This is a genomic window from Conexibacter sp. S30A1, assembly GCF_023330665.1.
GTDB lineage: Bacteria > Actinomycetota > Thermoleophilia > Solirubrobacterales > Solirubrobacteraceae > Palsa-465.
This window is the reverse complement of sequence record NZ_CP097127.1, coordinates 1,376,152-1,399,164: the sequence shown is the minus strand read 5'-3', so window position 1 is coordinate 1,399,164 and position 23,013 is coordinate 1,376,152. Positions and strand designations below refer to the sequence as shown.

At 67.5% G+C, this 23,013-nt stretch carries 21 protein-coding genes, 2 tRNA genes and 1 other RNA gene; 16 read left to right on the top strand and 8 right to left on the bottom strand.

Going from position 1 to position 23,013, the window contains the following annotated elements; all coding sequences use genetic code 11:
* Positions 1 to 77 precede the first annotated feature (77 nt).
* The 6 genes from M3M54_RS07000 to M3M54_RS06975 all read left to right on the top strand — a co-directional run bounded on the left by M3M54_RS07000 (position 78) and on the right by M3M54_RS06975 (position 3,603).
* Complete coding sequence (locus tag M3M54_RS07000; protein ID WP_249021461.1) at positions 78 to 470, top strand: cupin domain-containing protein; 393 nt, start codon at positions 78 to 80, stop codon at positions 468 to 470.
* 44 nt (positions 471 to 514) lie between these two features.
* A tRNA-Arg gene (locus M3M54_RS06995) sits at positions 515 to 588 on the top strand.
* Positions 589 to 859: 271 nt separating this feature from the next.
* Entirely contained in the window at positions 860 to 1,126 is a 267-nt protein-coding gene (locus M3M54_RS06990) for a DUF1778 domain-containing protein (RefSeq protein ID WP_249021460.1), read from the top strand.
* A gap of 86 nt (positions 1,127 to 1,212) precedes the next feature.
* The gene (locus M3M54_RS06985; RefSeq protein WP_249021459.1) at positions 1,213 to 1,644 is read left to right on the top strand and encodes a GNAT family N-acetyltransferase; all 432 of its coding nucleotides are present in this window, start codon (positions 1,213 to 1,215) and stop codon (positions 1,642 to 1,644) included.
* Positions 1,645 to 1,815: 171 nt separating this feature from the next.
* Positions 1,816 to 2,355 (top strand): helix-turn-helix transcriptional regulator, encoded by a 540-nt coding sequence (locus M3M54_RS06980; protein ID WP_249021458.1) that lies wholly within the window; start codon positions 1,816 to 1,818, stop codon positions 2,353 to 2,355.
* 18 nt (positions 2,356 to 2,373) lie between these two features.
* Positions 2,374 to 3,603 carry an MFS transporter gene (locus tag M3M54_RS06975; protein ID WP_249021457.1) on the top strand — a complete coding sequence of 410 codons (1,230 nt, stop codon included), beginning with the start codon at positions 2,374 to 2,376 and terminating at the stop codon, positions 3,601 to 3,603.
* Between the two features lie 362 nt (positions 3,604 to 3,965).
* Here M3M54_RS06975 and M3M54_RS06970 read toward each other — a convergent pair whose 3' ends face one another.
* Both M3M54_RS06970 and M3M54_RS06965 read right to left on the bottom strand, forming a co-directional pair.
* On the bottom strand, positions 3,966 to 4,136 hold the full coding sequence (locus M3M54_RS06970) for a hypothetical protein (protein WP_249021456.1): 171 nt from the start codon (positions 4,134 to 4,136) through the stop codon (positions 3,966 to 3,968).
* A 516-nt stretch (positions 4,137 to 4,652) separates the two neighbouring features.
* Complete coding sequence (locus M3M54_RS06965; RefSeq protein ID WP_249021455.1) at positions 4,653 to 5,621, bottom strand: DNA glycosylase AlkZ-like family protein; 969 nt, start codon at positions 5,619 to 5,621, stop codon at positions 4,653 to 4,655.
* Between the two features lie 57 nt (positions 5,622 to 5,678).
* Here M3M54_RS06965 and M3M54_RS06960 point away from each other — a divergent pair, with 57 nt between their 5' ends.
* Positions 5,679 to 7,106 (top strand): IS256 family transposase, encoded by a 1,428-nt coding sequence (locus tag M3M54_RS06960; RefSeq protein ID WP_249019252.1) that lies wholly within the window; start codon positions 5,679 to 5,681, stop codon positions 7,104 to 7,106.
* Between the two features lie 551 nt (positions 7,107 to 7,657).
* Here M3M54_RS06960 and M3M54_RS06955 read toward each other — a convergent pair.
* Together M3M54_RS06955 and M3M54_RS06950 are read right to left on the bottom strand one after the other, a co-directional pair.
* Positions 7,658 to 8,125, bottom strand: a complete 468-nt coding sequence (locus tag M3M54_RS06955; protein WP_249021454.1) for a nuclear transport factor 2 family protein — start codon at positions 8,123 to 8,125, stop codon at positions 7,658 to 7,660.
* Positions 8,126 to 8,408: 283 nt separating this feature from the next.
* Positions 8,409 to 8,480 (bottom strand) — tRNA-Val (locus M3M54_RS06950).
* A 326-nt stretch (positions 8,481 to 8,806) separates the two neighbouring features.
* Between M3M54_RS06950 and M3M54_RS06945 the strand changes: the two genes are divergently transcribed.
* The 3 genes from M3M54_RS06945 (at position 8,807) to M3M54_RS06935 (ending at position 11,438) form a co-directional block, all read left to right on the top strand.
* Positions 8,807 to 9,088, top strand: a complete 282-nt coding sequence (locus M3M54_RS06945) for a hypothetical protein (RefSeq protein WP_249021453.1) — start codon at positions 8,807 to 8,809, stop codon at positions 9,086 to 9,088.
* Positions 9,073 to 9,507, top strand: coding sequence for a PIN domain-containing protein (locus M3M54_RS06940; protein ID WP_249021452.1), 435 nt, complete (start codon positions 9,073 to 9,075; stop codon positions 9,505 to 9,507). The genes M3M54_RS06945 and M3M54_RS06940 overlap by 16 nt, the downstream gene beginning before the upstream one ends.
* Positions 9,508 to 9,668: 161 nt before the next feature.
* Positions 9,669 to 11,438: a diguanylate cyclase gene (locus tag M3M54_RS06935; protein WP_249021451.1), complete on the top strand. Its 1,770-nt coding sequence runs from the start codon at positions 9,669 to 9,671 to the stop codon at positions 11,436 to 11,438.
* Between the two features lie 26 nt (positions 11,439 to 11,464).
* Here the strand turns inward: M3M54_RS06935 and M3M54_RS06930 are convergent, their stop codons facing one another.
* On the bottom strand, positions 11,465 to 12,787 hold the full coding sequence (locus M3M54_RS06930; protein WP_249021450.1) for an FAD-binding oxidoreductase: 1,323 nt from the start codon (positions 12,785 to 12,787) through the stop codon (positions 11,465 to 11,467).
* 79 nt (positions 12,788 to 12,866) lie between these two features.
* On the bottom strand, positions 12,867 to 14,120 hold the full coding sequence (locus M3M54_RS06925; RefSeq protein ID WP_249021449.1) for a nucleotide sugar dehydrogenase: 1,254 nt from the start codon (positions 14,118 to 14,120) through the stop codon (positions 12,867 to 12,869).
* 90 nt (positions 14,121 to 14,210) lie between these two features.
* Between M3M54_RS06925 and ffs the strand changes: the two genes are divergently transcribed.
* Positions 14,211 to 14,477, top strand: an RNA gene (ffs, locus tag M3M54_RS06920) — signal recognition particle sRNA large type.
* A gap of 52 nt (positions 14,478 to 14,529) precedes the next feature.
* Here the strand turns inward: ffs and M3M54_RS06915 are convergent.
* Together M3M54_RS06915 and M3M54_RS06910 are read right to left on the bottom strand one after the other, a co-directional pair.
* Positions 14,530 to 14,976 (bottom strand): nitroreductase family deazaflavin-dependent oxidoreductase, encoded by a 447-nt coding sequence (locus M3M54_RS06915; RefSeq protein ID WP_249021448.1) that lies wholly within the window; start codon positions 14,974 to 14,976, stop codon positions 14,530 to 14,532.
* A 9-nt stretch (positions 14,977 to 14,985) separates the two neighbouring features.
* Positions 14,986 to 16,068: a LacI family DNA-binding transcriptional regulator gene (locus M3M54_RS06910; protein ID WP_249021447.1), complete on the bottom strand. Its 1,083-nt coding sequence runs from the start codon at positions 16,066 to 16,068 to the stop codon at positions 14,986 to 14,988.
* A 143-nt stretch (positions 16,069 to 16,211) separates the two neighbouring features.
* Here M3M54_RS06910 and M3M54_RS06905 point away from each other — a divergent pair, with 143 nt between their 5' ends.
* Genes M3M54_RS06905 through M3M54_RS06885 form a run of 5 tightly spaced genes read left to right on the top strand, consistent with a single transcriptional unit; the run spans position 16,212 to position 22,990 of the window.
* Positions 16,212 to 17,606, top strand: a complete 1,395-nt coding sequence (locus tag M3M54_RS06905; protein WP_249021446.1) for an ABC transporter substrate-binding protein — start codon at positions 16,212 to 16,214, stop codon at positions 17,604 to 17,606.
* Between the two features lie 43 nt (positions 17,607 to 17,649).
* A complete protein-coding gene (locus tag M3M54_RS06900) occupies positions 17,650 to 18,585 on the top strand; it encodes a carbohydrate ABC transporter permease (RefSeq protein WP_249021445.1) in 936 nt (311 codons plus the stop codon).
* Between the two features lie 51 nt (positions 18,586 to 18,636).
* Complete coding sequence (locus M3M54_RS06895) at positions 18,637 to 19,497, top strand: carbohydrate ABC transporter permease (protein ID WP_371878652.1); 861 nt, start codon at positions 18,637 to 18,639, stop codon at positions 19,495 to 19,497.
* Complete coding sequence (locus M3M54_RS06890; RefSeq protein ID WP_249021443.1) at positions 19,497 to 21,881, top strand: beta-glucosidase; 2,385 nt, start codon at positions 19,497 to 19,499, stop codon at positions 21,879 to 21,881. The genes M3M54_RS06895 and M3M54_RS06890 overlap by 1 nt, the downstream gene beginning before the upstream one ends.
* Positions 21,869 to 22,990 (top strand): ABC transporter ATP-binding protein, encoded by a 1,122-nt coding sequence (locus M3M54_RS06885; RefSeq protein WP_249021442.1) that lies wholly within the window; start codon positions 21,869 to 21,871, stop codon positions 22,988 to 22,990. The genes M3M54_RS06890 and M3M54_RS06885 overlap by 13 nt, the downstream gene beginning before the upstream one ends.
* Positions 22,991 to 23,013: the final 23 nt, after the last annotated feature.

Sequence of the window (23,013 nt, the reverse complement as noted above, 5' to 3'; positions counted from 1 at the left end):
CGCCGAACGGAGCGCTCTCACTTTAAGCAGCGGCTAAAACCCTGCAATTCAGCGAGCAACCTGTCAGGATGCTGCCGATGGCGCATACAAGCAGCACCGATGTCCAGGCCATGCCGCGGCGCGTCGACAAGCCATGGGGATACGAGATCTGGTGGGCAGTCACCGATCAGTATGTGGGGAAGATCCTCCACGTCAACAGGGGCCACCGGCTGTCGCTGCAGTACCACGAGCTCAAGGACGAAACGAGCTATGTCCTCTCGGGGAGGCTGATCCTGGTTCAGGGCGACTCTCCGGACTCGCTCAGCGAGCATGTCGTCAGCGTCGGTGACGTCTGGCGCAACCGGCCAGGGACGATCCATACCATCGAGGCGCTCGAGGACTCCGACGTGCTTGAGGCCTCGACGCCCCATCTCGAAGATGTCGTTCGCATCAGCGACAACTACGGTCGCGAGGGAACCAGCACGATCTGAGCGCCGCCCAAGTCATTGGGCGACAATTGCAGTTCGCGCGCTTGGCCCCCGTAGCTCAGTTGGATAGAGCGGCGGACTTCTAATCCGTAGGTCGCAGGTTCGAATCCTGCCGGGGGCGCTATAAAAGCCCTGGTAAATGGGCATTTAAGGCTCATCAAGATCGTGGCGACTTGGCGTTCTCAGCGAATGCAGCTGCGTCGCCATTCCGATCGCGAGCGGCCAGCGGCCCAAGCGTTGAAAGCGATTGTGATCGAGTGCCTCCGTTCCGCGCCCAGTGGGTGTCTCGGGCACGGGTTGGAGATACCTCGGCCGGCGAGAAGGTGAGGTTCGTAGGCGCGCGCGATCGGTTTGACTTGGTGTGTGCGTACATGTGGCGTACACTGCTGTTGATGACGGAAACGAAGAGTCAACGGATGCATCTGCGGGTCGCCGCCAGCGACGATGAGCTTTTCCGCAGCGCCGCTGCTGCCGCGCACGAGTCGCTCTCGGAATTTCTTGTTGAGAGCGGCCGCGAACGAGCGCAGCGAGTGTTGGCTGACCGCACCCGGTTTGTGCTGCCGGCCGCGCAGTGGCGGGCGTTCACAGACGCGCTGGACCGTCCAGCTCGTGTGGTTCCCGAGCTCGGCGAGCTCTTCCGGCTGCCGCGTCCGGAGTAGTGCCCCGCTTCGGCGACCCCGAGCCGCTCACCTCAGACCACGTTCTGGATGGTTTCGTGTGCGGACACCCATCGCTTGACCAGTGGTTGACCCGTCACGCGCTCCAGGCGGGCGCTGCCGGATCGGCCCGGACCTACGTCGTCCTCGACAGCGAACAACACCGTGTCGTCGGCTACCACGCGTTGACGGCCGCTGGCATTGAGCGCGAGGCGGCAATAACCCGCGTCATCAAGGGGATGCCGCGCTACCCCATTGCTGTCGTGCTGCTGGCTCGGCTCGCGGTCGACCTGGCTGTCACCGGCCGCGGTATCGGCGCATGGTTGCTGCGCGACGCGATGCTAAGGACACTGACCGCGGCAGAAACGATAGGTGTGTGCGCGATGCTGGTTCACGCACAAGACGAGAACGCCCGCCGGTTCTACCTAAAACACGGGCTTGAGCCCTCGCCCACCGACCCGTTGCATCTGATGGTCCTGCTCAAGGATCTCGCGGCCTCAATCAGCAGCAACAGCCGATAGCCCGGCTGACCCATCCGCAGCAGTGCCGCTCCCATCCGCCGCAAACGCGACAGCGGGCCAGGGCACTGGCGTGGAAGCGGTGGGTCGCGGTAGTATCCAAAGATGTCTTTGGATATGCATGCTGCTGGCAGTCCTGGGAACGATCCCCGGGAGTTAACCGACCCGCGCCAGATGCGGGCGCTGACGCATCCGCTGCGTCTGGCGTTGATCGAGCTTTTGTGGCGCGAGGGTACGATCAACGCGACTCAGGCCGCCGCCGAGCTTTGCGAGTCGCAGGCGAGCTGTTCGTTTCATCTGCGCCAGTTGGCGAAGTTCGGGTTCGTGCAGGAGGTCGATGGTGCGCGTGGGCGGGCGCGGCCGTGGCGGCTGTCGCGACGGGGTATGCGGGTCGCAAACGTGCAGGACGATCCCAGGACGGCGATCGCTTGGGCGGGCCTTGAGCGGCTCATGAACGATCGCCAGCTCGATCGCTACCGCGCGTGGCTTGAGGGTCGCTCGGGCTACCCGCGCGAGTGGCGCGAGGCCGCGTATCACAGCCACAGCATCGCGTGGCTGACCCCCGAGGAGCTCCACACGGTTGCCGACCAGATATCCGAGCTGCTTGCCGGCGTGTTTGCCGAGCGGCGCGATGACCGTGCTCTCCGTCCGCCGGGCGCGCTGCCGGTCGAGCTCTGGTCGATCGGATACCCCACAGCACCGGCCGCCGAGTAGGCCAGCTCCGACGCGCTGATGGCGGCGCTTCGTCACCTGAGCTTCCGGTTGCTGCTCGCCGGTGAGCTGATCTCGAACTTCGGTGACGGGATTTTCCTGGTAGCTCTGCCCTTGTTCGTGCTCGCACACCACGGTGGAGCGCTACGCCTCGGCACGGTGCTGGCCGCCTACGGGGTGCCGCGTACCGCGCTTTTGGTCCTCGGCGGGCACGCAAGCGACCGCTACCGGCCATGGACAGTGATGCTGGCCGCCAACTGCGCACGTGGTGTTGCCGTGGCCGCCTTCGCCGCAACAGCCGCGACCGGCACGGCCAGCGGCCTGGTTTTGATCGTGATCGCGGTCGTGCTTGGAGCCGGCGAGGGTACGTTCATCCCAGCATCGCAGGCGATCGTTCCGGCGCTGGTTGCAAGCGCTGAGCTGCAGGCCGCAAACGCGCTGATCTCCGGCACCACACAACTCAGCCAGCTCGCCGGCCCGGCGATCGGCGGTGTGCTCGTCGCGCTGCTCGGCCCGGCTGAGGGCTTCGCGATCGACGCCGCCACATTCGCGATCTCCGCGCTCACGCTCATCGGCGTTCGTAGCGACGCGCCCACGACACCCACCCCGAGCCCCACAGGCCCGGTGAGCGAGACGGTGACCGTGCGTGAGATGCTGGGCCAGCCGATCGTGGCACTGATGCTCACCACAGACGCGCTGATCAACCTCGGGTCAGCCGGCATGGGCAGGGTCGCTCTACCCGCGCTCGCAACGGGGCCGATGCATCTGCACGCCGCCGGCTACGGAGCACTCAGCGCCACCATGGGAGCCGGCCTATTGCTCGGAACGCTCATCGCCGCGAGCATCCCATCGGCCCGCAGACCGTTCCTGCTCGCAAGTCTCGTGCTCCTACCAGCCGCGCCACTGATCGCTGCGCTCCCGAACGGTGGCGGATTGTTCCCAACAGCCGTCATCCTGATGGCCGCGTTCGTGCTCATTGCGATCGGGAACCTGCAACTGATCACCGGCCTACAAAGGTGGGCACCACCCGAACTCCTCGGCCGCCTCACCGGTGTGCTGATGCTCGCCAGCGTGGGAATGATGCCTCTCTCGACCCTGGTCGCCGGCGTCGTAATCCACCTCACCGGCCCGCGAGCCTACTTCCCGCTCGACGCTGCCACCCTCGCAATCGCCGTCACCATCCAGCTCAGCTCGCCAACCTGGCGGCAATTCGATCCCACCAAACCAAGGCCGATCACGACCAGCACCTGACCGGCTTTGCTCTCGGCCCGCGCCCTGGGGCGGACCGGGTTTGACGGAGGCGCGGTTGGTAGGTTTTGGGGGGTTGGTGGTGGTCAACACAATCTCGTCACTGAGACCAGCTTGAGAGCTTTCGTCGGCTGGCTGGTCGGGCGCGCGCTCTCATCGACGTGTCCCGGGAAATGTCCCGAACTGTGCAGTTCTGACCTCGCGGAACTCAAGTGAGCTGCGCGAATCGGCCCGTAACTAGTGCAATTAGCCTGTAAATGGGCAACTTCTAATTCGTAGGTCGCAGGTTCGAATCCTGCCGGAGGCGTTACAAAAGCCCTGGTAATCCCGCATTTGGGCGCTGTAGGGGAAGCGCACCAGCTGCCTCAAGCGCCGACGAGATCAGCTCCGGGCAGCCGGTGGGCAGCTGAGATCTTGTCCCGGGCCTGCATGATCGCCGCCGCGGCGTCGCTGTTTGGCCCGTCGTCGAGCTCGTCGATGTCGTGCCCGTAGGCCCTAGAGAGCACCCCCACGGGCTCGTGCTCCAGTTGCCCCACGCGGTTCCGCTCCAAGCCGCGCCGGCCGGCCCGGGGAAGAGCAGCACATTTGAGAACGGAGCTCTGCGGCTGGCGCTCGTGCTGAGGTGCGACGTCGACTTTCCGCACATGCGCGGCGGGCGCTCATGGAGCGGTCCAGTGGCAATCTATAGGCATGCGGATCGCCATCGACTCGGCCGGTCGGCTCGTGGCTCCGAAGGCACTGCGTGACGAGCTGGGATCGACCGTGTCCGGCGGTGATAGCGCCGGACACGAGCGTCACCGTTCGGGCGGCCGTACCGTGGCACGTGGCCCACGAGTCCGCGTTCTCGGCGATGGCTGCCAATGAGTCGTCGCTGATCGCACGCGTCGCTTTTGAGACCACGGCTGCACTCAGCCGGATGCCGCACGGTCGCAGGGGCCTATCACGGCCAACAACTCCTCAGCGCCGACCGTCGTGCCGCGCACATATACGCTGCGCTCGGCATCGACGTTGTTTTTCTCGAGGCAACCTGAGGGTGTTGCGTGAGCGGGGGCTCACGAGGCAAGGAAGCGCTCGATGTCAGATGCTTCACGGTCAAGCATGGCGGTTGGTGCGGGTTGTGCGAACCATGCGGGCTGTGGACGGCCATTCTTGATCGACCAGGTGCCTGTCACGACTCCGTCGAGCAGTGCGATGGGTTTGAGCATCCCGCCACCCTTGAGGATGTGATGGTCGTGCGCGGCAGCAACGAACGGCTGGCGGGTCTTGTGTCCGAGCATGAGGGTGTCAAAGGCGGCCAGCAGCAGGCACGGCGGCGGGTCATGTGTGGGCCACGCGTCAATGTCGCGCTGCGGTCCGGCGGCGTCAAGCGCACGCCGCGCCCGCGTGATCGGCAGGGATGACCACTTCGCGAGGTCGGCCGCGTCGCACGGGCCGTAGCCTTGGCAGTAGCGGTCCGCGAGGATTGCGAGCGCCTCGTCGTGATCGACGCGCGGTGGAGGGTCGGCCGCGTGCAGCAGGCCGTCAATGTCGGTGACGATCAGACCTTGGGCCGAGAGCCATGGAACGAAGGTGTTGATGGGGCCCTGCTCGAGCGATGGGTGGCCGCGCTCGAGCAGGGCACGCAGCAGCGCCGCCCGGTCACGGGGCCGCTGCGCGCAGAGCTCAACGGCGTCGCGGCGCATGGCGTTGACCTCATCGACGAGGCCGAAGCGCTCAAAGCGCGCGCCGAACACACGCGCGTTGCGCTCGGCCAGCAGCGCGTGCAGCCAGGGACGGTCGGAGACGGCGATCAGGTGCACCGTGCCACGGACCGTCCAGGTGCGCAGCAGCGGTGCGGCGCGCACGTCGCCGCGAGTCAGGCCTGGCACACGCGAGCGCAACGCAAGCTGCGCAGCACGTAGATCCTGGGCCTGGACACCGATCACGGCGCGTGCCGCCTCCTCGGCACCGCTACATGCCGCTTGCGGTGTCAGCCGCTGTGCTGCAAGGCGGGCCCGCCGCAGACGCTCCTCATCGTCCATACGGCAAATCCTTGGGATCGTCACAGGAACTGTGTAGGCATCAGCGAAGGAGATCGCATGCCTACCACGACGAAGACCATGAGCAGTGATGTGTTGTTGGCCCAGCCCCCGTTCGGGGTGATGTCTCCCGCGCCTGGGTTGGGCGGGGAGGAGCGAAGCGACGAGCCGCCCAACCCAGGCGCGGCGCGGCCGGTGCCGGGGCTCGAGGAGGCGGTCGAGCGCGCGATCGCGCGTCGGCGGGTCCGTTGCGCGGTTGGGGGCGTTGAGGAGTCCTTGATCTCCGACGAGGTGATCGACGAGCTGCTGGCTGGCGCCAGGACCGAGGAGGAGATCCTTGGGTCAGGCGGGGTTCTTGGCCGGCTGACTAAACGGCTGGTGGAGCGTGCGATGAACGCGGAGCTGACCTGCCATGTCGGCTATGAGCCCCACCAGGAGCCCGCTGGCGGCGCGGCCAACCAGCGCAACGGGACGAGCGTAAAGACGCTCGTGAGCGATCACGGCAAGATCGTGATCGACGCGCCCAGGGACCGGGCAGGCACGTTTGAGCCGCAGATCGTCAAGAAGCGTCAGCGGCGCCTTGCCGGGATCGATCAGAAGATCCTCGCGCTCTACAGCCGTGGCCTGTCGACCCGTGACATCGAGGGCTACATGCAAGAGCTCTACGGCACGGGTGTGAGCCGTGAGCTGATAAGCCGCGTGACCGACCAGGTCGCAGACGACGTGCGTGAGTGGGCCAAACGGCCGCTTGAGACGATCTACCCCGTCGTGTTTTTGGACTGCATGGTGCTCAAGATCCGTGATGGTGGCAGCGTCGGGCACAAAGCGCTCTACATAGCGCTCGGGATCACCCTGGACGGCGACCGGGACGTGCTCGGCATGTGGTTTCAGGAGACGGAGGGCGCGAAGTTCTGGATGCAGGCGCTCAACGACCTGAAGACCCGTGGTGTGCGCGACATCCTGATCTGCTGTGTCGACGGGCTCACAGGGTTCCCTGAGGCGATCGAGGCGATCTTCCCGAAGACCACGGTCCAGACATGCATCGTGCACATGATCCGCTCAAGTCTCAAATACGTGCCCAGACGCGACCGTGAGCAAGTCGCCCGCGACCTCAAACCGATCTACACCGCGATCAACGCCGAGCAGGCATGGGCCGCACTGGAGGCCTTCGATGAGAAGTGGGGAGCGCGCTTCCCGATCATCACCCGGCAGTGGACCGCCGCCTGGGAGCACATCACACCGTTCCTCGCCTTCCCCGCCGAGGTCCGCCGGATCATCTACACCACCAACGCGATCGAGGCGCTCAACCGGCAGCTACGCAAAGCCATCAAAACCAAGGGCAGCTTCCCCAACGAGGACTCAGCCCGCAAGCTCGTCTACCTCTGCCTCCAGAACGCCGTCCCGCAATGGACCCGCTGCCGGAACTGGACAGCCGCGCTGCTAGCGCTCAAGATCCACTTCGGTGACCGGATCCCGGACGCAAGCTGACCACCACCCATTGACACGACGAGAGTAACTGTTAACCTGAAGAAACCACGCTTACACAGTTAACGTGACGCCCTCAAATCCTTGCACGCAAGCCGTCTGGCGGGAGAGGCGCAGGTCCCGGGGCTGGCCTGGGGCCTTGGCACGGGCGGCTGCGCGGACGCGCTTGGGCCGCTTTTCTCCGCACCGCTCTTGCTGCCGAAGCGTCGGCAAGAGCGAGCCGATTGCTGCGCAGATGGCAGCCCGGCTGTCCCGGCAGCCTCCGAAGGCGAACGCGATCGGGAGGCGGACGGAAGGGATCGTTGGGCAATCCCCACGCTGCGCGTTGCACCCAGCAGTGCGGTCAAGGCCAGCCTGGTCGCAGGGGCGAGATCTGTGAGCTGATCATCACCACCGGGCCACTGCAAGCCGCCGCTCTCACCGTGTTGGTAGCGGCAGCGGTGTTCCGCATCCCGGCGGCGTCAGCGTCATCTCGCGCGGCCGCTTTCGACACCGTCGACAGAGCCGGGGTGCGGGCTCATTCGGCTGAGGATCAAGTGTGCGGCGGCGAGCCCTCAAAGTCCCAGGTCGCTGAGCCCCGGATGGTCGGCCGGCCGGGGGCTGCCGGACGGCCAATGGAATTGGCGTTCCGCCTCGTCGATCGCCAGGTCGTTGATGCTGGCGTGCCGCACGGCCATCAGGCCGTCCGCATCGAACAGCCAGTTCTCATTGCCGTAGGAGCGCCACCACTGTCCGCTGTCCGAGTGCCACTCGTATGCGAAGCGCACAGCCAGCCGATCGCCCGTGTGGGCCCACAGCTCTTTGATCAGGCGATAGTCGTGCTCCCGCGCCCACTTGTCGGCCAGGAATGCGACGATCTCTGCGCGCCCGTTGATGAAGGTTGACCGGTTGCGCCAGCGACTGTCGGACGTGTAGGCCAAAGACACCCGCTCGGGATCGCGGCTGTTCCAGGCATCTTCAGCGGCCCGCACCTTGCGCACGGCGCTGTCGTGGTCGAATGGTGGAAGCGGCGGCCTGCTCATATGAGTTCCTCTGGTTGAATCCTCAATTTCGGCCCAACCGCAAGGCGCGAACAGCGGGACGGGCATTGCGTTGCAAACCCGATCCGGTGCGGACCCAGATCATCAGATGCCAGGCGGCAGATCTGGCGCACCGCTTTGGTTGTGTGTCCGCGTCTTCGGGCCGGATTTCGCGTATCACGGTGAGGATCGTGCGAGCCTAAATGCGCCCGAAGAGCCTGTCAATAGCGGCTGCTAGAGGCCGCCGCGCAAAGTTACGTCAGCCTCGAGCCGGGCGGTCTGCAAATGGGCACGGGTGGTTTCGAACCACCGACCTCTCGCGTGTGAAGCGAGCGCTCTCCCGCTGAGCTACGCGCCCTATGTCCTGCAGATGCTCGGTTTTGGCCCTCTGCTCGCCACCCGGGAGGAGCTCTGTGCGCATCCCTGGATACCGCCCCACGTAGTCACCGGTTGACGTTTCCCGTGGGGTGCAGCTGGGTCAGGAGCATGACTTTAGCGTGGCTGCCTGTGTGCTGAAACCTCGTCGACACCTGTCTAGCCGCGCGCATCGGATTGCCTCTGTGTCCAATGGTCAGCTGCTTCCCCTTGGCTCCGCCGTAGGCCGAGGGCCGCGCGGCGTTACGGGCGCCGCTCGCTTGCGATCTTTCCCGTACGGTGCCGTACGCTTTCGGTGTCATTGTGACCATGGGCACCGTCAAGGCCGATGAGGTCCGGATCCCGAAATCCGTTCGTGATGCGGTGTCTCGCCACGAGCGGGTGCTTGTCCTGAGCCGCGACCATCCGGTGCTGGCGATCGTTCATCTGGACGATGCTCCGGGGTTGCCGGCACCGCGTCGCGTGCCCGTGCGTGAGCTTGGGTTGAGGCTTGCGTCGTTGCCGGTGGCGGACGAGGAGTTTGCTGCGGACATGGCTGAAGTGCTTGGGCTGGCTGGTGAGGCGCCCGAGGATCCGTGGGGACAGTCCTAGACACGACGGTGTTCGTGGATCTTGAGCGCCAGGCGCACGCGACGCTGCGCGCTGACGTCGGTGTGCTGCTGGCTGAGCGTCTCGCACAGGCGGTCGGCGAGGATGAGGAGGTCGCGATCGCGACGATCACCGCCAGCGAGTTGCTGCACGGTGTGCATCGCGCATCCGCTGAGCACCGGGGTCGCCGGCAGGCGTTTGTCGAGACGATCCTGTCGGTCATCCCCGCGCTTCCGTTCGACCTTGTCACTGCGCGCGTGCATGCACGCCTGTGGGCGGAGCTTGCGGCCGCCGGGAGCGATGTCGGCGCGCACGCTCGTGTTGTCGCGGCGACAGCGATGAGCTCCGGGTGGTCGGTTGCGACAGGCAACCTTCGCCAATTCCATCAGATCGCTGGTCTGCGGGTCATCGAGTTCACGTGACCATGCCCGATGAGCCCGCTGGTTGACTGACCGCTCGACGTGGGCGACCCCGATCGCCAGTCGCGACTCTGGACGCAGTCCGCGGATGACCAAGCGATCTGGGGTAGCCGGTATCTTCAGTGTGCGGCCTCCCGGTCCGATAAGTGCCAAAGGGCGTATACATGTCTTCTGCCAGGCAAACTGCAAGCCGTGACTCGCTGGGCTGGGGGGCTAGCTCCCGTGGTCGCAAGCCGCGCGCGGCCCCGCCGCGGGCGGCTCGTGAGCTCACGGATCTGGCCGCTGGCGGAACGGCGGGCGAGTTCGATCTGGTGGGGTCGGCGGATCAGCTGGCCGCTCGACTCGATGTGGCACGCAGGAGCTTCCCTGAGGATCCAGAGGGGGCGCTCGCGATCACGATCGCCGCTTGCGAGTGGGCTGATGGCAACCAGGCGGCGACGCTGATCGCGCGCGGGCGCACGATTGAAGGCCACATACATCTGCACCGCGGCGACACCCGCAGGGCCATGGCCCGTGCGCTCGAGGCTGAGCGGTTGCTCGACGACGTGGACGAGTACAGCGCGGTCGCTGGGTGTGAGCTCGCCGCTCTGCAGGCGCAGGTGGCGTTCTTCACGGGGGCCTACGCACAGGCACTCGCCGGCGCCGAGCGCGCGATCGGCCTGGCGGACGCCTGCGGTGAGCCGGATCTGCGCATCTTCGCCCGGCGCTGCGCCACGCTTGTGCTCGGCAACGTTGCGGTGGAAGGATTCGATAGACGCCTTGACGAGACGCTCGAGCTCGCGCGTGCGTCCGGGAACCTCTGGGAGCAGGCGCTCACCCACAACGACATCGCCGTGCATCACGAGAGCAACGGTCGTGTGCAGCAGGCGCGCCGGTCGATCGAACTCGCCCTGGAGCTCGCCCAGCAGTCGCAGCCCAACGCCTTTGCGCTGGCGGTCATCCACGCCACGCGTGCCGAGATCGAGCTGCGCGCCGATGATCCGGCGCGGGCGCTCGCTGAGGCCAGCCGCTCGCTGGCGCTGATCGCCGCGGTTGAGCGGCCAAACCCATATCTGCTTGGCGCGACCGTCCGTGCCGAAGTGGTCGCCCGCATGCAACTCGGGCAGTACGAGCACGCCCGCCAAGCCGGTGAGGGCGCGCTCACGTTGCTTGGCGAGCGCATGCCCCACACCCGCAGCATGATCCTCGCCGCCGTGGCCGCCGCGCTGCGTGAGGCCGGTCAGCCCGAGCAGGCCTATGAGATGCTGCTGCGCTCAGCGGAGCTTGAGCGTGAGGCGTTCACGGAGATCACCGAGTTGCGGATCGGTCTCGAGCGTGCCGTTGCCCAGGCCAGCCGTGCCAGCTGCGAAAGCCGCGCCCTGGCCGAAAAGAATCGTGAGCTGGCCAGGGCGCACGCGGAGCTTGAGCGCCGCGCCGGCCAGCTCGAGCAGCTGCAGGAGCAGCTGCTGGACCAGGCCGATCGCGATTGGCTGACGGGGGTTCACAACAGGCGTTTTCTCGCCCGCAAGCTGGCCGGGCCCGCGGGTGACGATGCGGCGACGCTGCTCAGCGTCGCGGTCGTAGACCTCGACCACTTCAAGGAGGTCAACGACCGTCACGGTCACAGCGTCGGTGACCGCGTGCTGGTTCGCGCCGCGGACCTCATGTGCGGCGTGCTGCGCACCAGCGACACGGTTGTGCGCAGCGGTGGGGAGGAGTTTCTGGTGTTGATGCCGTTGACCGACCCGGACGCTGCGGTCCAGTGCGCGGAGCGCATACGCATCGCGATCGCGCGGGAGCCGTGGTCGCAGATCGCCGCCGGGCTCACGCTGACGGCGAGCGTTGGTGTGGCCACGTCGGCAGGCGCCGACGACCTCGACCAGCTCATCAGGCTGGCTGATGCTCGCCTGTATGCGGCCAAGCACGGCGGCCGCGACCGCGTCGTCGCCGCCTGAGCGCCGCCAGCCAGACTCATCGCCTGTCAGCGCGTGGGCCGCGGCAGCTTCTTGCCGGGGTTGAAGAGGCCCTTGGGGTCAAGTGCCTGCTTGACGTGCTCGTGTGCCTGGACGGCCGCCTCTGACCACTGGCCGAGCAGCTGGCCTGCCTTCAGCAGACCCAGCCCATGCTCTCCGCTCACGCTCCCACCGAGCGCTCGCGCGAGCTCGAAGAGTTCCAGTGCCGCAGCCTGGACGCGCTCGGCGGTCGCCGTGTCAGCCGGGTTGTACATGAACGTCGCGTGCAGGTTGCCGTCACCGGCGTGGCCCCAGGATGTCGTATCCAGGCGGTGGCGAGCGCCGATCTCAAGGACCCGTTCGATCGCCTCGCCCAGCCGGTCGAGCGGCACGACGATGTCCTCGGAGAGCTTCTCGCCGAGCGCGGCCCGCGCCGCCAGCGACACGCCGCCGCGCCAGCGCCACAGTTGGGCCGGCGCGCAGCTGAAGGCACCTTCGCCGAGCGCCTCGAGCAGCGCGCTGCGCTCGGCTTCGGACTCCGCTTCGCAGATCACCAGAAACCGCGGCGGCGTGTCCAGAAACGGCGGTGGCGCGAGCTGCAGGCAGCGTCCCTCCAGGTACTCGAGCGTCGCCGGGACAACCCCGCTGGCGAGCACGGTCGCGACCGCGTCGACGCCAGCGGCGATCGAGTCGAAGCCGGCCAGCACCGCAGTCGCCTGCGACGGTGCGGGCATCAGCGCCAGCCACGCCGCGGTGATGATGCCAAGTGTGCCCTCGCTGCCGATCAGCAGCCCGCGCAGGTCGTACCCGGCCACGTCCTTGCGCACCGGGCCGCCGAAGCGCACGAGCTCGCCGGGCGCGATCACCGCCTCGACGCCCATAACCCAGCGCGAGGTCACACCGTACTTGAAGGTGTGCGGCCCGCCCGCGTTGGTCGCCAGGTTGCCGCCGATCTGTGACTGCTCGGGTGCGCCCGGGTCGGGTGGGAAGTAGAGCCCGTTCTCGCGTGCGAGTCGCTGCACGGTTGCGGTTCTGACGCCCGCCTCGACCTCCATGCGCCACAGCAGTGGGTCCAGCGAACGCACCCGGTTCACGCGCTCCAGCGAGATCGCCAAGCCCGGGCCTTGGAATACTGGCACGACACCACCGCTGTAGCCGCTGCAGCCACCGACCGGCAGGATCGCGACGTCATGTGCGTAAGCCCAGGCCACCAGCGCGCGCACCTGCTCGGCGTCCGCGGGCCGGGCGAGCACCGGCGCCACCCCGACCAGCCCGCTCATGTCTGTGATCGGCACGTCCTGCTCGACGTGCGCGCCGCCGACGATCCTCGCTGCTGCGCCCACCAGGTCCATGGATGGGTTATATCGCCGCACCGAGATCTCCTCGCCGCTGGCCCGCTGGCCAGCGGCGCTGCTGTAGCGCCCCCGGCTGCTAGAGCCGCACGATGTTCGACGCCGCGTCCAGGTGGCGGGTGACGCCGCGCAGGTCCACGAACAACGCTGCCTCCCGCGCGATCCGCTCGTGGTCGATGCCCGGGTGGGCGGTCACGAGCACAACCGCGTCGGCGCCGTCGGTCGCCTCCGCCAGCGGCAGGCTGCGCAGCCCGCACTCCTGAAGCGCCGGCACGAACGGGTCGTGATAGACAAGCGCCGCTCCGCGCCGCTCCAGCACCTCGATGATCCGCAGTGCCGGCGACTCGCGCATGTCGCCGATCCCGCCCTTGTAGGCGACGCCGAGCAGCGCGATCTTCGAGCCCCTGATCGGCTTTGACATGTCGTTGAGCGCCAGCTCGATGCGCTCGACGCAGTAATGCGGCATCTGCTGGTTGATCTTGCCGGCGAGCTCGATGAACTCGGTCGACATCTGGAACTCGCGCGCCCGCCACGTCAGGTAGAAGGGATCGACGGGCAGGCAGTGGCCGCCCATGCCGGGTCCCGGCTCGAAGCGCATGAAACCGTAGGGTTTGGTGGCTGCTGCGTCCACCACCTCCCAGATGTCGATGCCCATCCGCTCGGCGACCATCGCCAGCTCGTTGACCAGGGCGATGTTGACCGAGCGGAAGATGTTCTCGAGCAGCTTGGTCAGCTCCGCCGCCTCGGGTGTCGACACCCGCTGGATGTGTTTGCAGACGCGACCGTAGAGCTCGGCGGCCCGCTCGGTGCAGGCGGCCGTGATCCCGCCCACGACCTTGGGCGTGTTCTCGAGCGTGAAGTCGGTGCGGCCGGGATCGACACGCTCTGGCGAGAAGGCGACGTTCAGGTTCTCGCCCACGCGCAGCTTGCCGCCGCGTTCAAGGGCCGGCACGAGCAGCCCGCGGGTGGTGCCCGGATAGGTGGTCGACTCGAGCACCACCAGCTGCCCCTCCCGCACCACCTCGGCGAGCCCTGCCGCGGAGGCCTCGAGCGGTGTGAGGTCGGGTTCGCGGTTTGCGTTCAGCGGTGTGGGCACGCAGATGACGATCGCCTCCGCCTCTGCGAGGGCAGCGTAGTCCGTGGACGGGCGCAGTTTTGGTAGCACCGAGCCCAAAAGCTCCGACGGGATGTCCTCGACGTAGGACTCGCCCCTGGCGACCGCATCGACCTTGGCGCTGTCCGTGTCGACCGCGATCACTTCCTCGCCGGCCTGCGCGAACGCGACCACCAGCGGCAGACCGACATACCCGAGACCCACGACTCCGATTGACATGGCTGTCAGAGTATCGGCGCCCAAGATAAAAGCTCCACTCGTGGGTCGCGCCGCACGCCGCGCCGCTCAGGCTCTAGCATCGTGGGTGGATCGTGCTAGGCGGGGCGCTAGCGGTGCCCTGTAACCCGCAAGCCGCTTCAAGCGGGGCTGAATTCCCCCCCGAGGGGTGGACGTCCACGGAAAGCATCCCGCGCGTGGCGGTGATGGTCCGGTCCCAAAGCGATGCAGGCCCGTGAACCAGGTCAGGTCCGGAAGGAAGCAGCCTTAAGCGGTCACCCGCAGGCGCATAGGGGGTGCCAGACCGGAGTCACGCTCAGGAACGCCCCGGGGGCCAACACCACAGAGGGGGGTGCACGATCCACTCCGGGGCGCTCACGCCAAGGACGCGCGAAGGCCCTGGCGAGCCGCTTCAGTCAAGCCTCTCGAGCACGAACACCGGGATCAGCCGCTCGGTCCGCTCCTGATACTCGGCGTACGGCGGAAAGGCCGCGACCGCGCGCGTCCACCACAGTGAGCGCTCCTCGCCGCTGATCTCCCTCGCCACGCGGTCGCTGCGCTCGGGCCCGTCCCAGACCTCAACCTGCGGGTTGGCCCGCAGGTTCGCGACCCAGGCCGGGTTCTTCGGAGCGCCGCCCTTGGAGCCGACCGCCAGGTAGGTCCCGTCGTGCTCGACCCGCATCAGCGGTGTGCGGTGCAGCTCGCCACTGCGCGCGCCGCGGTTGACAACGATCACCACCGGCAGCCCACTGTCAGACAGCGTCGTGCCCTCGGTGCCCCCGGAGCGCTCCCAGCGCTCGATCTGCTCGCGTACCCAGTCGGCGGGGTCGGGCGGTGCAAAACGTCCTTCAAGCGGCATGCGCTGATCCTACAGGCCGGCGCCGTCGGCTCGGCGCGCAGGCGGCGCCGTGGACGCGCGCACAACCAAGCTGGTGGCCAGGTCGAAGCGCTGGTTGAGCGGGGCGTCCGGGTCCTCGCTCATGCGGATCAGCATGCGTGCGGCGGTCTCCGCCATCTCGCCCAGAGGCTGGCGGATCGTGGTCAGCGGCGGCCCGACCCAGCGGGCGAAGCGCAGGTCGTCGTAGCCCACGACCGAGAGATCCTCGGGCACTCGCACGCCGCGCGGCCGTGCCGCCTCATACACACCCAGCGCCTGCAGGTCGCTGCCGGCGAAGATCGCGGTCGGTGGGTCCGGAAGATCGAGCAGCTCTGACGCGCCGCGGCGGCCACCGTCGACGTGGAAGTCGCCGACGCGGACGAGCTCCGCGTCAAAGCTGACACCGGCGCGTTCGAGCGCCGAGCGGTAGCCATCGACGCGCGCCACCGAGCAGAGCATGTCGTCGGGGCCGCTGATCATGCCAATGCGCCGGTGGCCGAGCGAGAGCAGGTGCTGGGCGGCCGCGAAGCCGCCGGCCCAGTTGGCTGAGCCGATCGAGGCGACGTCTGGCTCCGGCTCGTCGGCCGGATCGACCACCACAAAGTTCACGCCGCGGCTGCGCAGCTTGTGCTTGGTCTGCGGGTCGAGGTCCGAGAAGACCAGGATGACGCCGATCGGCCGCCGGCTCAGAACGCCGTCGATCCAGGCGTGGCCGGGGCTGTGACGGTCGCCGCTCTCGGTCACGATCAGGCTGATGCCGGCCTGCCTGGCGACCCGCTCGACACCGCGGATGATCTCGATCGCCCACTCGCTCTCGAGCTCGTGGAAGAGCAGCTCGACCATCCTTGCGCTGCCGCTGGCGACAGCGGTGGCGCGCCTCAGGTAGCCGTGGCTGTGCAGCAGCTTCTCGACCCGCGCGCGGGTCAGCTCTGAGACGTCGGAGCGGCCGTTTAGGACTTTCGAAACGGTTGCGAGAGACAGACCCGCCTCCGTGGCGATGTCTGCCAGTGTCACGCGCCGCTGAACGGCGGCGATTGGATCCGTCTGATCGGCTCTGTCGGTGGTGCTGGACACGTCTTCTAGCTCTCCTCAACCTCTCCTCAACCAGATCTTTGCAGTTCTCAGCTTGACAGACCGCACCGTCGATCGCTAGCCTCGCCACGGCGACGTAGTTTCGTTAAATACGTCGAAACTTTCGGAGAGGAGATGCATCTCAAATGGTAATTTCCCGTCAACGGCTGTGGCACGGCGCCGCAGTGAGTGGTGCGGCGCTGCTGGCTGGCGTGGCCGTGTCCGCCTGCGGCGCGAGCGCCAGCGCCAAAACGACGATCAAGGCCAAGGCTGCCTCGGCACGCCCCGCTGGCAAGATCACCGTGCTGGTCTACGGTGACGCCCAGAACTCGGTCGAGAAGTGGGAGGTCGCGCAGTACAACAAGACCCCCGAGGGCCACAAGGTCAAGGCGGTCTTCGAGTCGATCCCCGGGGCTGACTACCAGACCAAGCTGCAGACGATCATGAGCACGAGCAGCGCTCCCGACATCTTCTTCAACTGGGGTGGCGGCTCGATCGAACAGTTCCAGAAGGCGGGCCTGTTGATGCCACTGAACGGCATGATGAAGGCCAACCCGAAGCTCAAGACGAGCTTCCTGCCGTCGATCCTCAACGCGGCGAAGATCGGCAAGAACTACTACGGCATCCCGATGCGCGGAACCCAGCCGGTCGTCCTCTTCTACGACAAGGCGCTGCTCCGCAAGGACGGCGTGCCGGTGCCAAAGACCTGGGCGCAGCTGCTCTCAGACGCCAAGACCCTCAAGCGCAAGGGCGTCTCGGTGCCGATCGCCGACGGTGGTGGCGACCAATGGCCGACGCAGATGTGGTTTGAGTACGTGTACGACCGCATCGCCGGTCCGAGCCTGGTCACCGATGGCCTGGCCGGCAACCGCAAGGTCTGGGCCTCGGCCGCCAGCAGGAAAGCGCTCGCCTACATCAAGCAGCTCGTGCAGTCAGGCGCCTTTGGGCCTGCCAAGAGCTGGGATTCGGTCAAGTTCACCTCCGGCCAGACCGCCCAGATGATGGTCAACGGCATCTCCGCCTTCGAGCTCATGGGCTCGTGGGATTACTCGACGATCCAGAGCCAGGGTTCGACGGCGACGGGCACCAACCCGCCCAACGGTCCTGGCGCGGCGTTCGTGAAGGACGGCAAGCTGGGCTGGACGGCGTTCCCGTCGATCCCCGGCGGCAAGGGCAACAGCGCGGACCTGGCCGGCAACACCGAGAACTACTACTCGGTGCTGGCCAAGACGCGTTACCCGCAGGCGGTTGCCGACTTCCTGAAGATCATGTACACGCCGGCGTTCGTCAAGAACGAGCTTGCGCTCGGCAACCTGACCACCACCAAGAACACCCCGAAGCTGATCAGCGGCCCGTCCGCCGGCTGGCTGAGGTGGCAGTACGAGCTCGTCAACCACGCGCCGCACTTCCAGCTCTCCTGGGATCAGGCCTACCCGCAGACCGACACCAACACGATCCACACGGCCGTCGCCAACTACTTCGACGACCTGAACGCAAACCAGTTCATCAAGGCGATGGAGAGCCTGCGGCCAGCCGCCTAGCGGATCCGCAGGAACCTCACGGCAGGGCTGGAAAGCCACGAGCATGACCACGCTCACGCCAAGTGGGCGAACCGGAAGGAACTCGGGCGGCGCGCGCATCGGCCGCCCGAGCTTCCTCTGGTCGATGCCCGCGATCACCTTCTTCGCGCTGTTCGCGATCGTGCCGCTCGGCGTGGTCGCCTGGCTGTCCTTCACCTCCTGGGACGCGATCGGCTCGCCGCACTGGGTTGGCACGGCGAACTGGTCGGCGATGTTCTCCGACCCAATCTTCCTGAAGAGCTTTCGCATCACCGCGCTGCTGACGGCGCTGGGGATCGTCACCCAGACGCCCGTGAGCCTGCTGATTGGCGTCTGGGCAGCGGGCCCGCAGCGCAACCGCGGGATCCTCTCGGCGCTCTACTTCATCCCGCTGCTGATGTCATCACTGGCCATCTCCGTGGTCTGGGTTTCACTGCTGAACCCGTACTTCGGGCTGCCACACGAGCTGCACGCCGTGTTCGGTGGGGGCCTGTTCAACGACGGCTTTCTGTTCTCCAGCCCGACGACGGCGATCGGCGTGCTCACCTTCGTCGGCATGTGGCAATGGACGCCGTTCCACACGCTGATCTATCAGGGCGGCGCCCGTGCGATCCCCGACGTGCTCTACCAGGCAGCGGCCATCGACGGGGCCGGGCGCGTGCGTCAGTTCTTCTACATCACGCTGCCGCAGCTGCGCAACACGATGATGACCTCGATCGTGCTGATGCTCGTCGGAGGGCTGACCACGTTCGACACGATCCTCGTGCTAACCCAGGGTCAGCCGGGAACCTCGACCACGTCGGCCGCCTACTACATGTACACCAAGGCGTTTCAGAGCTTTCAGTTCGGCAACGCCAGCGTGATCGCCGTCGTTTTGGCGGTGTTCACGACACTGGTCTCGCTGGTTGTTGTACGCGTCTCCGGCTGGGACAAGATGCGCAGCACGCAGGAGGGGGTCTAGGTGGCGGCTGTGGCCAGCGCCGGCGGTCCGGAGGAGCTCGCGGGCGCGCTCATGACCCCGGAGCAGCCGCGTGCGCACTGGCGTCGCTCGCACACCGTTGCGCGTCCCAACTACATCGCCGGCGTGTTCGCGCTCGTCTGGCTGGTGATCGTGCTCGCGCCGGTGTACGTGCTCGTCAAGGGCTCGCTGCAGAACCAGGCGCAGTACACGGCCTCCGGTCCGCTGTCGGTGCCGGGTCAGTTGACCACGGCCAACTTTGCGCTCGTCTTCCAGCAGGGCTTCCTGCACTTCTTCCTGAACACGGCGATCATCACGGTCGCCGTGGTGGCGATCGTCGTGGTGCTGGTGCCGCCGCTCGCCTTTGCGATCGTCCGCAACCGCAGCGCCGTCGTGACCGTCGTCTTCAGGGTGATCCTGCTCGGTCTGGCGGTGCCCATCGTCGCGGTGATCGTCCCGATCTTCTACCTGATCTCCAAGGCCGGCTTCTACGACACGCTGCCGGCGGTGATCCTGCCGACCGCCGCCTTCAGCATCCCGCTCTCAACGGTCGTGATGACCGGCAGCATGCGCGATATCACGACCGACATGTACGAGGCGATGGCGATTGACGGCGCCTCCAGCTGGCGCATCTTCCGCAGCCTCGTGCTGCCGCTCTCGCGTGGCGGCCTGGCAACCGTGATCATCTTCTCGGCGCTGAACGCCTGGAACGGGTTTCTCTTCCCGCTGATCCTGACGCAGTCGGCGAGCGTTCGCGTCTTCACGCTGGGGCTCTACGACTTCACGACTGCAAACGCCGTGGACGCACCGGCGGTGTGCGCGGCGGTGGTGCTTTCGGTCGTACCGATCCTGGTCGTCTATCTGCTCGCGCGCCGCGCCCTGATCCGCGGCCTCATGGGCGTCGGAGGCAAGTGATGGCAACCGATTCGACGCCACGCGAGGCGCCGGCGCTCTGGCACGACGCGACGCTCCCGGCGGCCGACCGAGTGCAGGCACTGATCGACGCGATGAGCCCGCGTGAGAAGCTCGCCCAGCTCTATGGGATCTGGGTCGGCGCCTCGCCGGTCGGTGGCGACGTGGCCCCCTTTCAGCACGAGCTCACCGACGGCGTCGACTTTGACGCGGCCATTACCCACGGCCTCGGCCAGCTGACCCGTCCATTCGGCTCGGCGCCGGTGGACCCGGCGGTCGGCGCCCTGTCACTGGCCCGCACCCAGCGTCGGATCGTCGAGTCGGGCCGGCACGGCATCCCGGCGCTCGCTCACGAAGAGTGTCTGGCCGGCTTCACCGCCTGGGGCGCGACCGCCTACCCGGTACCGCTGGCGTGGGGTGCCAGCTTCAACCCCGCGCTGATCGAGGAGATGGCCGGGCGGATCGGTGAGAGCATGCGCGCGGTCGGCGTCCACCAGGGACTCGCGCCGGTCCTCGACGTCACCCGCGACCCGCGCTGGGGAAGGACCGAGGAGACGATCGGCGAGGACCCCTACCTGGTGGGAACGATCGCCACCGCCTACGTGCGCGGACTCGAGGGTGCCGGTGTGATCGCCACGCTCAAGCACTTCATCGGCTACTCGGCCTCGCGCGCGGCCCGCAACCTGGCGCCGGTGTCGATGGGGCCACGGGAGTTCGCGGACGTGATGGCGCTCCCGTTTGAGATGGCCGTTCGTGAGTCCGGCGTGCGCAGTGTGATGAGCGCCTACACCGACGTGGACGGCGTGCCGGCAGCCGCCAATCACGCGCTTTTGACGGGCCTGCTGCGCGACACCTGGGGGTTCACCGGCACGGTCGTGGCGGACTACTTTGGCGTCACGTTCCTGCGCACGCTGCACGCGCTGGCGGCAAGCGACGGGGACGCGGCCGTGCAGGCGCTGAGCGCTGGCCTGGATGTGGAGCTGCCGACCGTCAACGCCTACGGTGAGGCGCTGCTCGAGGAGCTCGAGGCCGGTCGCGTCGAGATGTGCGTGATCGACACGGCACTGCGGCGGGTGCTGGCACAGAAGCTCGAACTCGGTCTGCTTGACCCCGACTGGGATCCGCTGCCAGAGGGCTTCACGGAGGCCGACCTCACCGACGTGGAGTCCGCGCGCGGGCGCATCACGCTCGACAGCGACGAGGACCGTGCGCTGGCCCGCCGCGTGGCCGAGCAGTCGGTGGTGCTGCTGCGCAACAACGGCACGCTGCCGCTCGAGCGCGCTGAGCGACGTCGGATTCTGGTCGTTGGTCCGACCGCCAACGACCCGGTCACGATGCTCGGCTGCTACTCGTTCCCCGGGCACGTCGGCTCGCTGCACCCCGATGTGCCGCTCGGGATCGCGATCCCGACCGTGCTCGATGCGATCCGGACCGAGTTCCCGGCGGCCGCGGTCACGCACATGCGCGCGGTCAGCGTCGACGGCGATGACAGTGCCGGCATCCCGCCGGCAGCAGACGCCGCCCGCCAGGCCGACCTCGTGATCGCGGTGCTCGGAGATCGCGCCGGGCTGTTCGGGCGCGGGACATCGGGCGAGGGCTGCGATGTGGGGGCCATGCGCCTGCCGGGACGCCAGCAGGAGTTGCTCGAGGCGCTGCTTGACAGCGGCACGCCGGTCGTCGCGGTGCTCGTCGAAGGACGGCCCTACGCGCTCGGCAGTGCCCCGCGCCGCGCCGCCGCGATCCTCGCCGCGTTCTTCCCCGGCGAGGAGGGGGCGAGCGCCATCGCGGGGGTGCTTAGCGGCCGCGTCGAGCCCTCCGGGCGCCTGCCGGTCAGCGTGCCGGTGACCCCTGATGGGCAGCCCTACACCTACCTCGGTGCAGCGCTGGCCCAGCGCAGCGACACATCGAGTCTGGACCCGACCCCCTGCTACCCGTTCGGCCACGGGCTCTCCTACAGCGAGTACGAGTGGGGCGAGCTGACGGTGCCGGTTCAGAGCGCCTCGACAGAAGGCACGCTGGCGGTGTCGCTGACGGTCCGAAACACCGGCCAGCGGGCCGGTGTTGAGGTGATCCAGCTCTACCTGCATGACCCGGTCGCCTCGGTGGTGCGGCCGGTGAACAGGCTGATCGGCTACGCCCGCGTCCCGCTGGACGCGGGCGAGAGTGTGCGCGTGCGCTTCGACGTGCCGGCCGACGTGGCCGCCTTCACCGGTGTGGATGGGCGCAAGGTGGTGGAGCCCGGCGTGCTCGAACTGCGGCTCGGAGCCTCGAGTGCCGACATCCGTCTGGCGGCGGTGGTGCAGCTGACCGGGCAGCGTAGATTCGTGGACCACACGCGCAGGCTGCACTGCGATGTACAGGAGGAGAGGATGGTATGGCGACCGTAGTTTTCGACCACGCGACGCGGGTCTACCCGGGGGCGGCGGAGCCCGCCGTCAACGAGCTTGACCTGCGGATCGCCGACGGCGAGTTTCTGGTGCTCGTGGGGCCGTCGGGGTGCGGCAAATCGACCTCGCTGAGAATGCTCGCCGGGCTCGAGGACGTGAGCTCAGGTCGCATCCTGATCGGCGAGCGCGACGTGACCTACATGGCGCCCAAGGACCGTGATATCGCCATGGTGTTTCAGAACTACGCGCTCTACCCGCACATGTCGGTCGCCGAGAACATGGGCTTCGCGCTCAAGATCGCGGGTGTCGGCAAACAGGAGCGGGCCGCCCGCGTGCTGGAGGCGGCGAAGCTGCTCGACCTCGAGCCGCTGCTGGATCGCAAGCCCAAGGCGCTGTCGGGCGGGCAGCGCCAGCGTGTGGCGATGGGACGCGCGATCGTGCGCGACCCGCAGGTGTTCCTGATGGACGAGCCGCTCTCCAACCTCGACGCCAAGCTACGGGTGCAGACCCGCTCGCAGATCAGCTCGCTGACGCGGCGACTGGGCGTGACGACCGTCTACGTCACCCACGACCAGGTGGAGGCGCTGACCATGGGCGACCGCATCGCCGTCATGCGCGGCGGCGTGCTGCAGCAGATCGGCCCCCCGCGCGAGCTCTACAGCGCCCCGCGGAACGTCTTCGTGGCCGGTTTCATCGGCAGTCCGGCGATGAATCTGTTCCCCGCCAGGGCGGTGGAGGGCGGCGTGCAGATCGGTGCGACGGTGGTGGCGGTGGAGCGCGCCGCGCTGGCTCAGGCCGGAGGCGAGGTGACGGTTGGGGTGCGGCCCGAGGACCTCGTGCTCAGCGTCGAGGGGGTGACCGTTACGGTCGACCTCGTGGAGGAGCTGGGAGCCGACGGCTACCTTTACGCGCACACTGAGGCCGACGGCCGCCGCCTGGACCTCGTCACCCGTGTGGCTGGCGGCGAGTACCCACGGCCGGGGGAGAGCGTCACGCTCGCGGCCAGACCGGATCGGCTGCATGTCTTCCACCCCCAGACCGGTGAGCGGCTGAACGGGCCGGTGGGAGCCGCCGCCGCGCCTGCGCCGGCAGCTCTCGCCACCGGCTGAGGCTCCGGCCGCTCGGTGCGCTG

Coding starts and splice junctions, on each gene's coding strand:
- M3M54_RS06885 (WP_249021442.1), top strand. CDS start 21,869: ATGGCGACCGTAGTTTTCGACCACGCGACGCGGGTCTACCCGGGGGCG.
- M3M54_RS06975 (WP_249021457.1), top strand. CDS start 2,374: ATGGCGGCGCTTCGTCACCTGAGCTTCCGGTTGCTGCTCGCCGGTGAG.
- M3M54_RS07000 (WP_249021461.1), top strand. CDS start 78: ATGGCGCATACAAGCAGCACCGATGTCCAGGCCATGCCGCGGCGCGTC.
- M3M54_RS06935 (WP_249021451.1), top strand. CDS start 9,669: ATGTCTTCTGCCAGGCAAACTGCAAGCCGTGACTCGCTGGGCTGGGGG.
- M3M54_RS06955 (WP_249021454.1), bottom strand. CDS start 8,125: ATGAGCAGGCCGCCGCTTCCACCATTCGACCACGACAGCGCCGTGCGC.
- M3M54_RS06960 (WP_249019252.1), top strand. CDS start 5,679: ATGCCTACCACGACGAAGACCATGAGCAGTGATGTGTTGTTGGCCCAG.
- M3M54_RS06945 (WP_249021453.1), top strand. CDS start 8,807: ATGGGCACCGTCAAGGCCGATGAGGTCCGGATCCCGAAATCCGTTCGT.
- M3M54_RS06980 (WP_249021458.1), top strand. CDS start 1,816: ATGCGGGCGCTGACGCATCCGCTGCGTCTGGCGTTGATCGAGCTTTTG.
- M3M54_RS06905 (WP_249021446.1), top strand. CDS start 16,212: ATGGTAATTTCCCGTCAACGGCTGTGGCACGGCGCCGCAGTGAGTGGT.
- M3M54_RS06930 (WP_249021450.1), bottom strand. CDS start 12,787: ATGGACCTGGTGGGCGCAGCAGCGAGGATCGTCGGCGGCGCGCACGTC.
- M3M54_RS06900 (WP_249021445.1), top strand. CDS start 17,650: ATGACCACGCTCACGCCAAGTGGGCGAACCGGAAGGAACTCGGGCGGC.
- M3M54_RS06925 (WP_249021449.1), bottom strand. CDS start 14,120: ATGTCAATCGGAGTCGTGGGTCTCGGGTATGTCGGTCTGCCGCTGGTG.
- M3M54_RS06895 (WP_371878652.1), top strand. CDS start 18,637: ATGACCCCGGAGCAGCCGCGTGCGCACTGGCGTCGCTCGCACACCGTT.
- M3M54_RS06965 (WP_249021455.1), bottom strand. CDS start 5,621: ATGGACGATGAGGAGCGTCTGCGGCGGGCCCGCCTTGCAGCACAGCGG.
- M3M54_RS06990 (WP_249021460.1), top strand. CDS start 860: ATGACGGAAACGAAGAGTCAACGGATGCATCTGCGGGTCGCCGCCAGC.
- M3M54_RS06890 (WP_249021443.1), top strand. CDS start 19,497: ATGGCAACCGATTCGACGCCACGCGAGGCGCCGGCGCTCTGGCACGAC.
- M3M54_RS06915 (WP_249021448.1), bottom strand. CDS start 14,976: ATGCCGCTTGAAGGACGTTTTGCACCGCCCGACCCCGCCGACTGGGTA.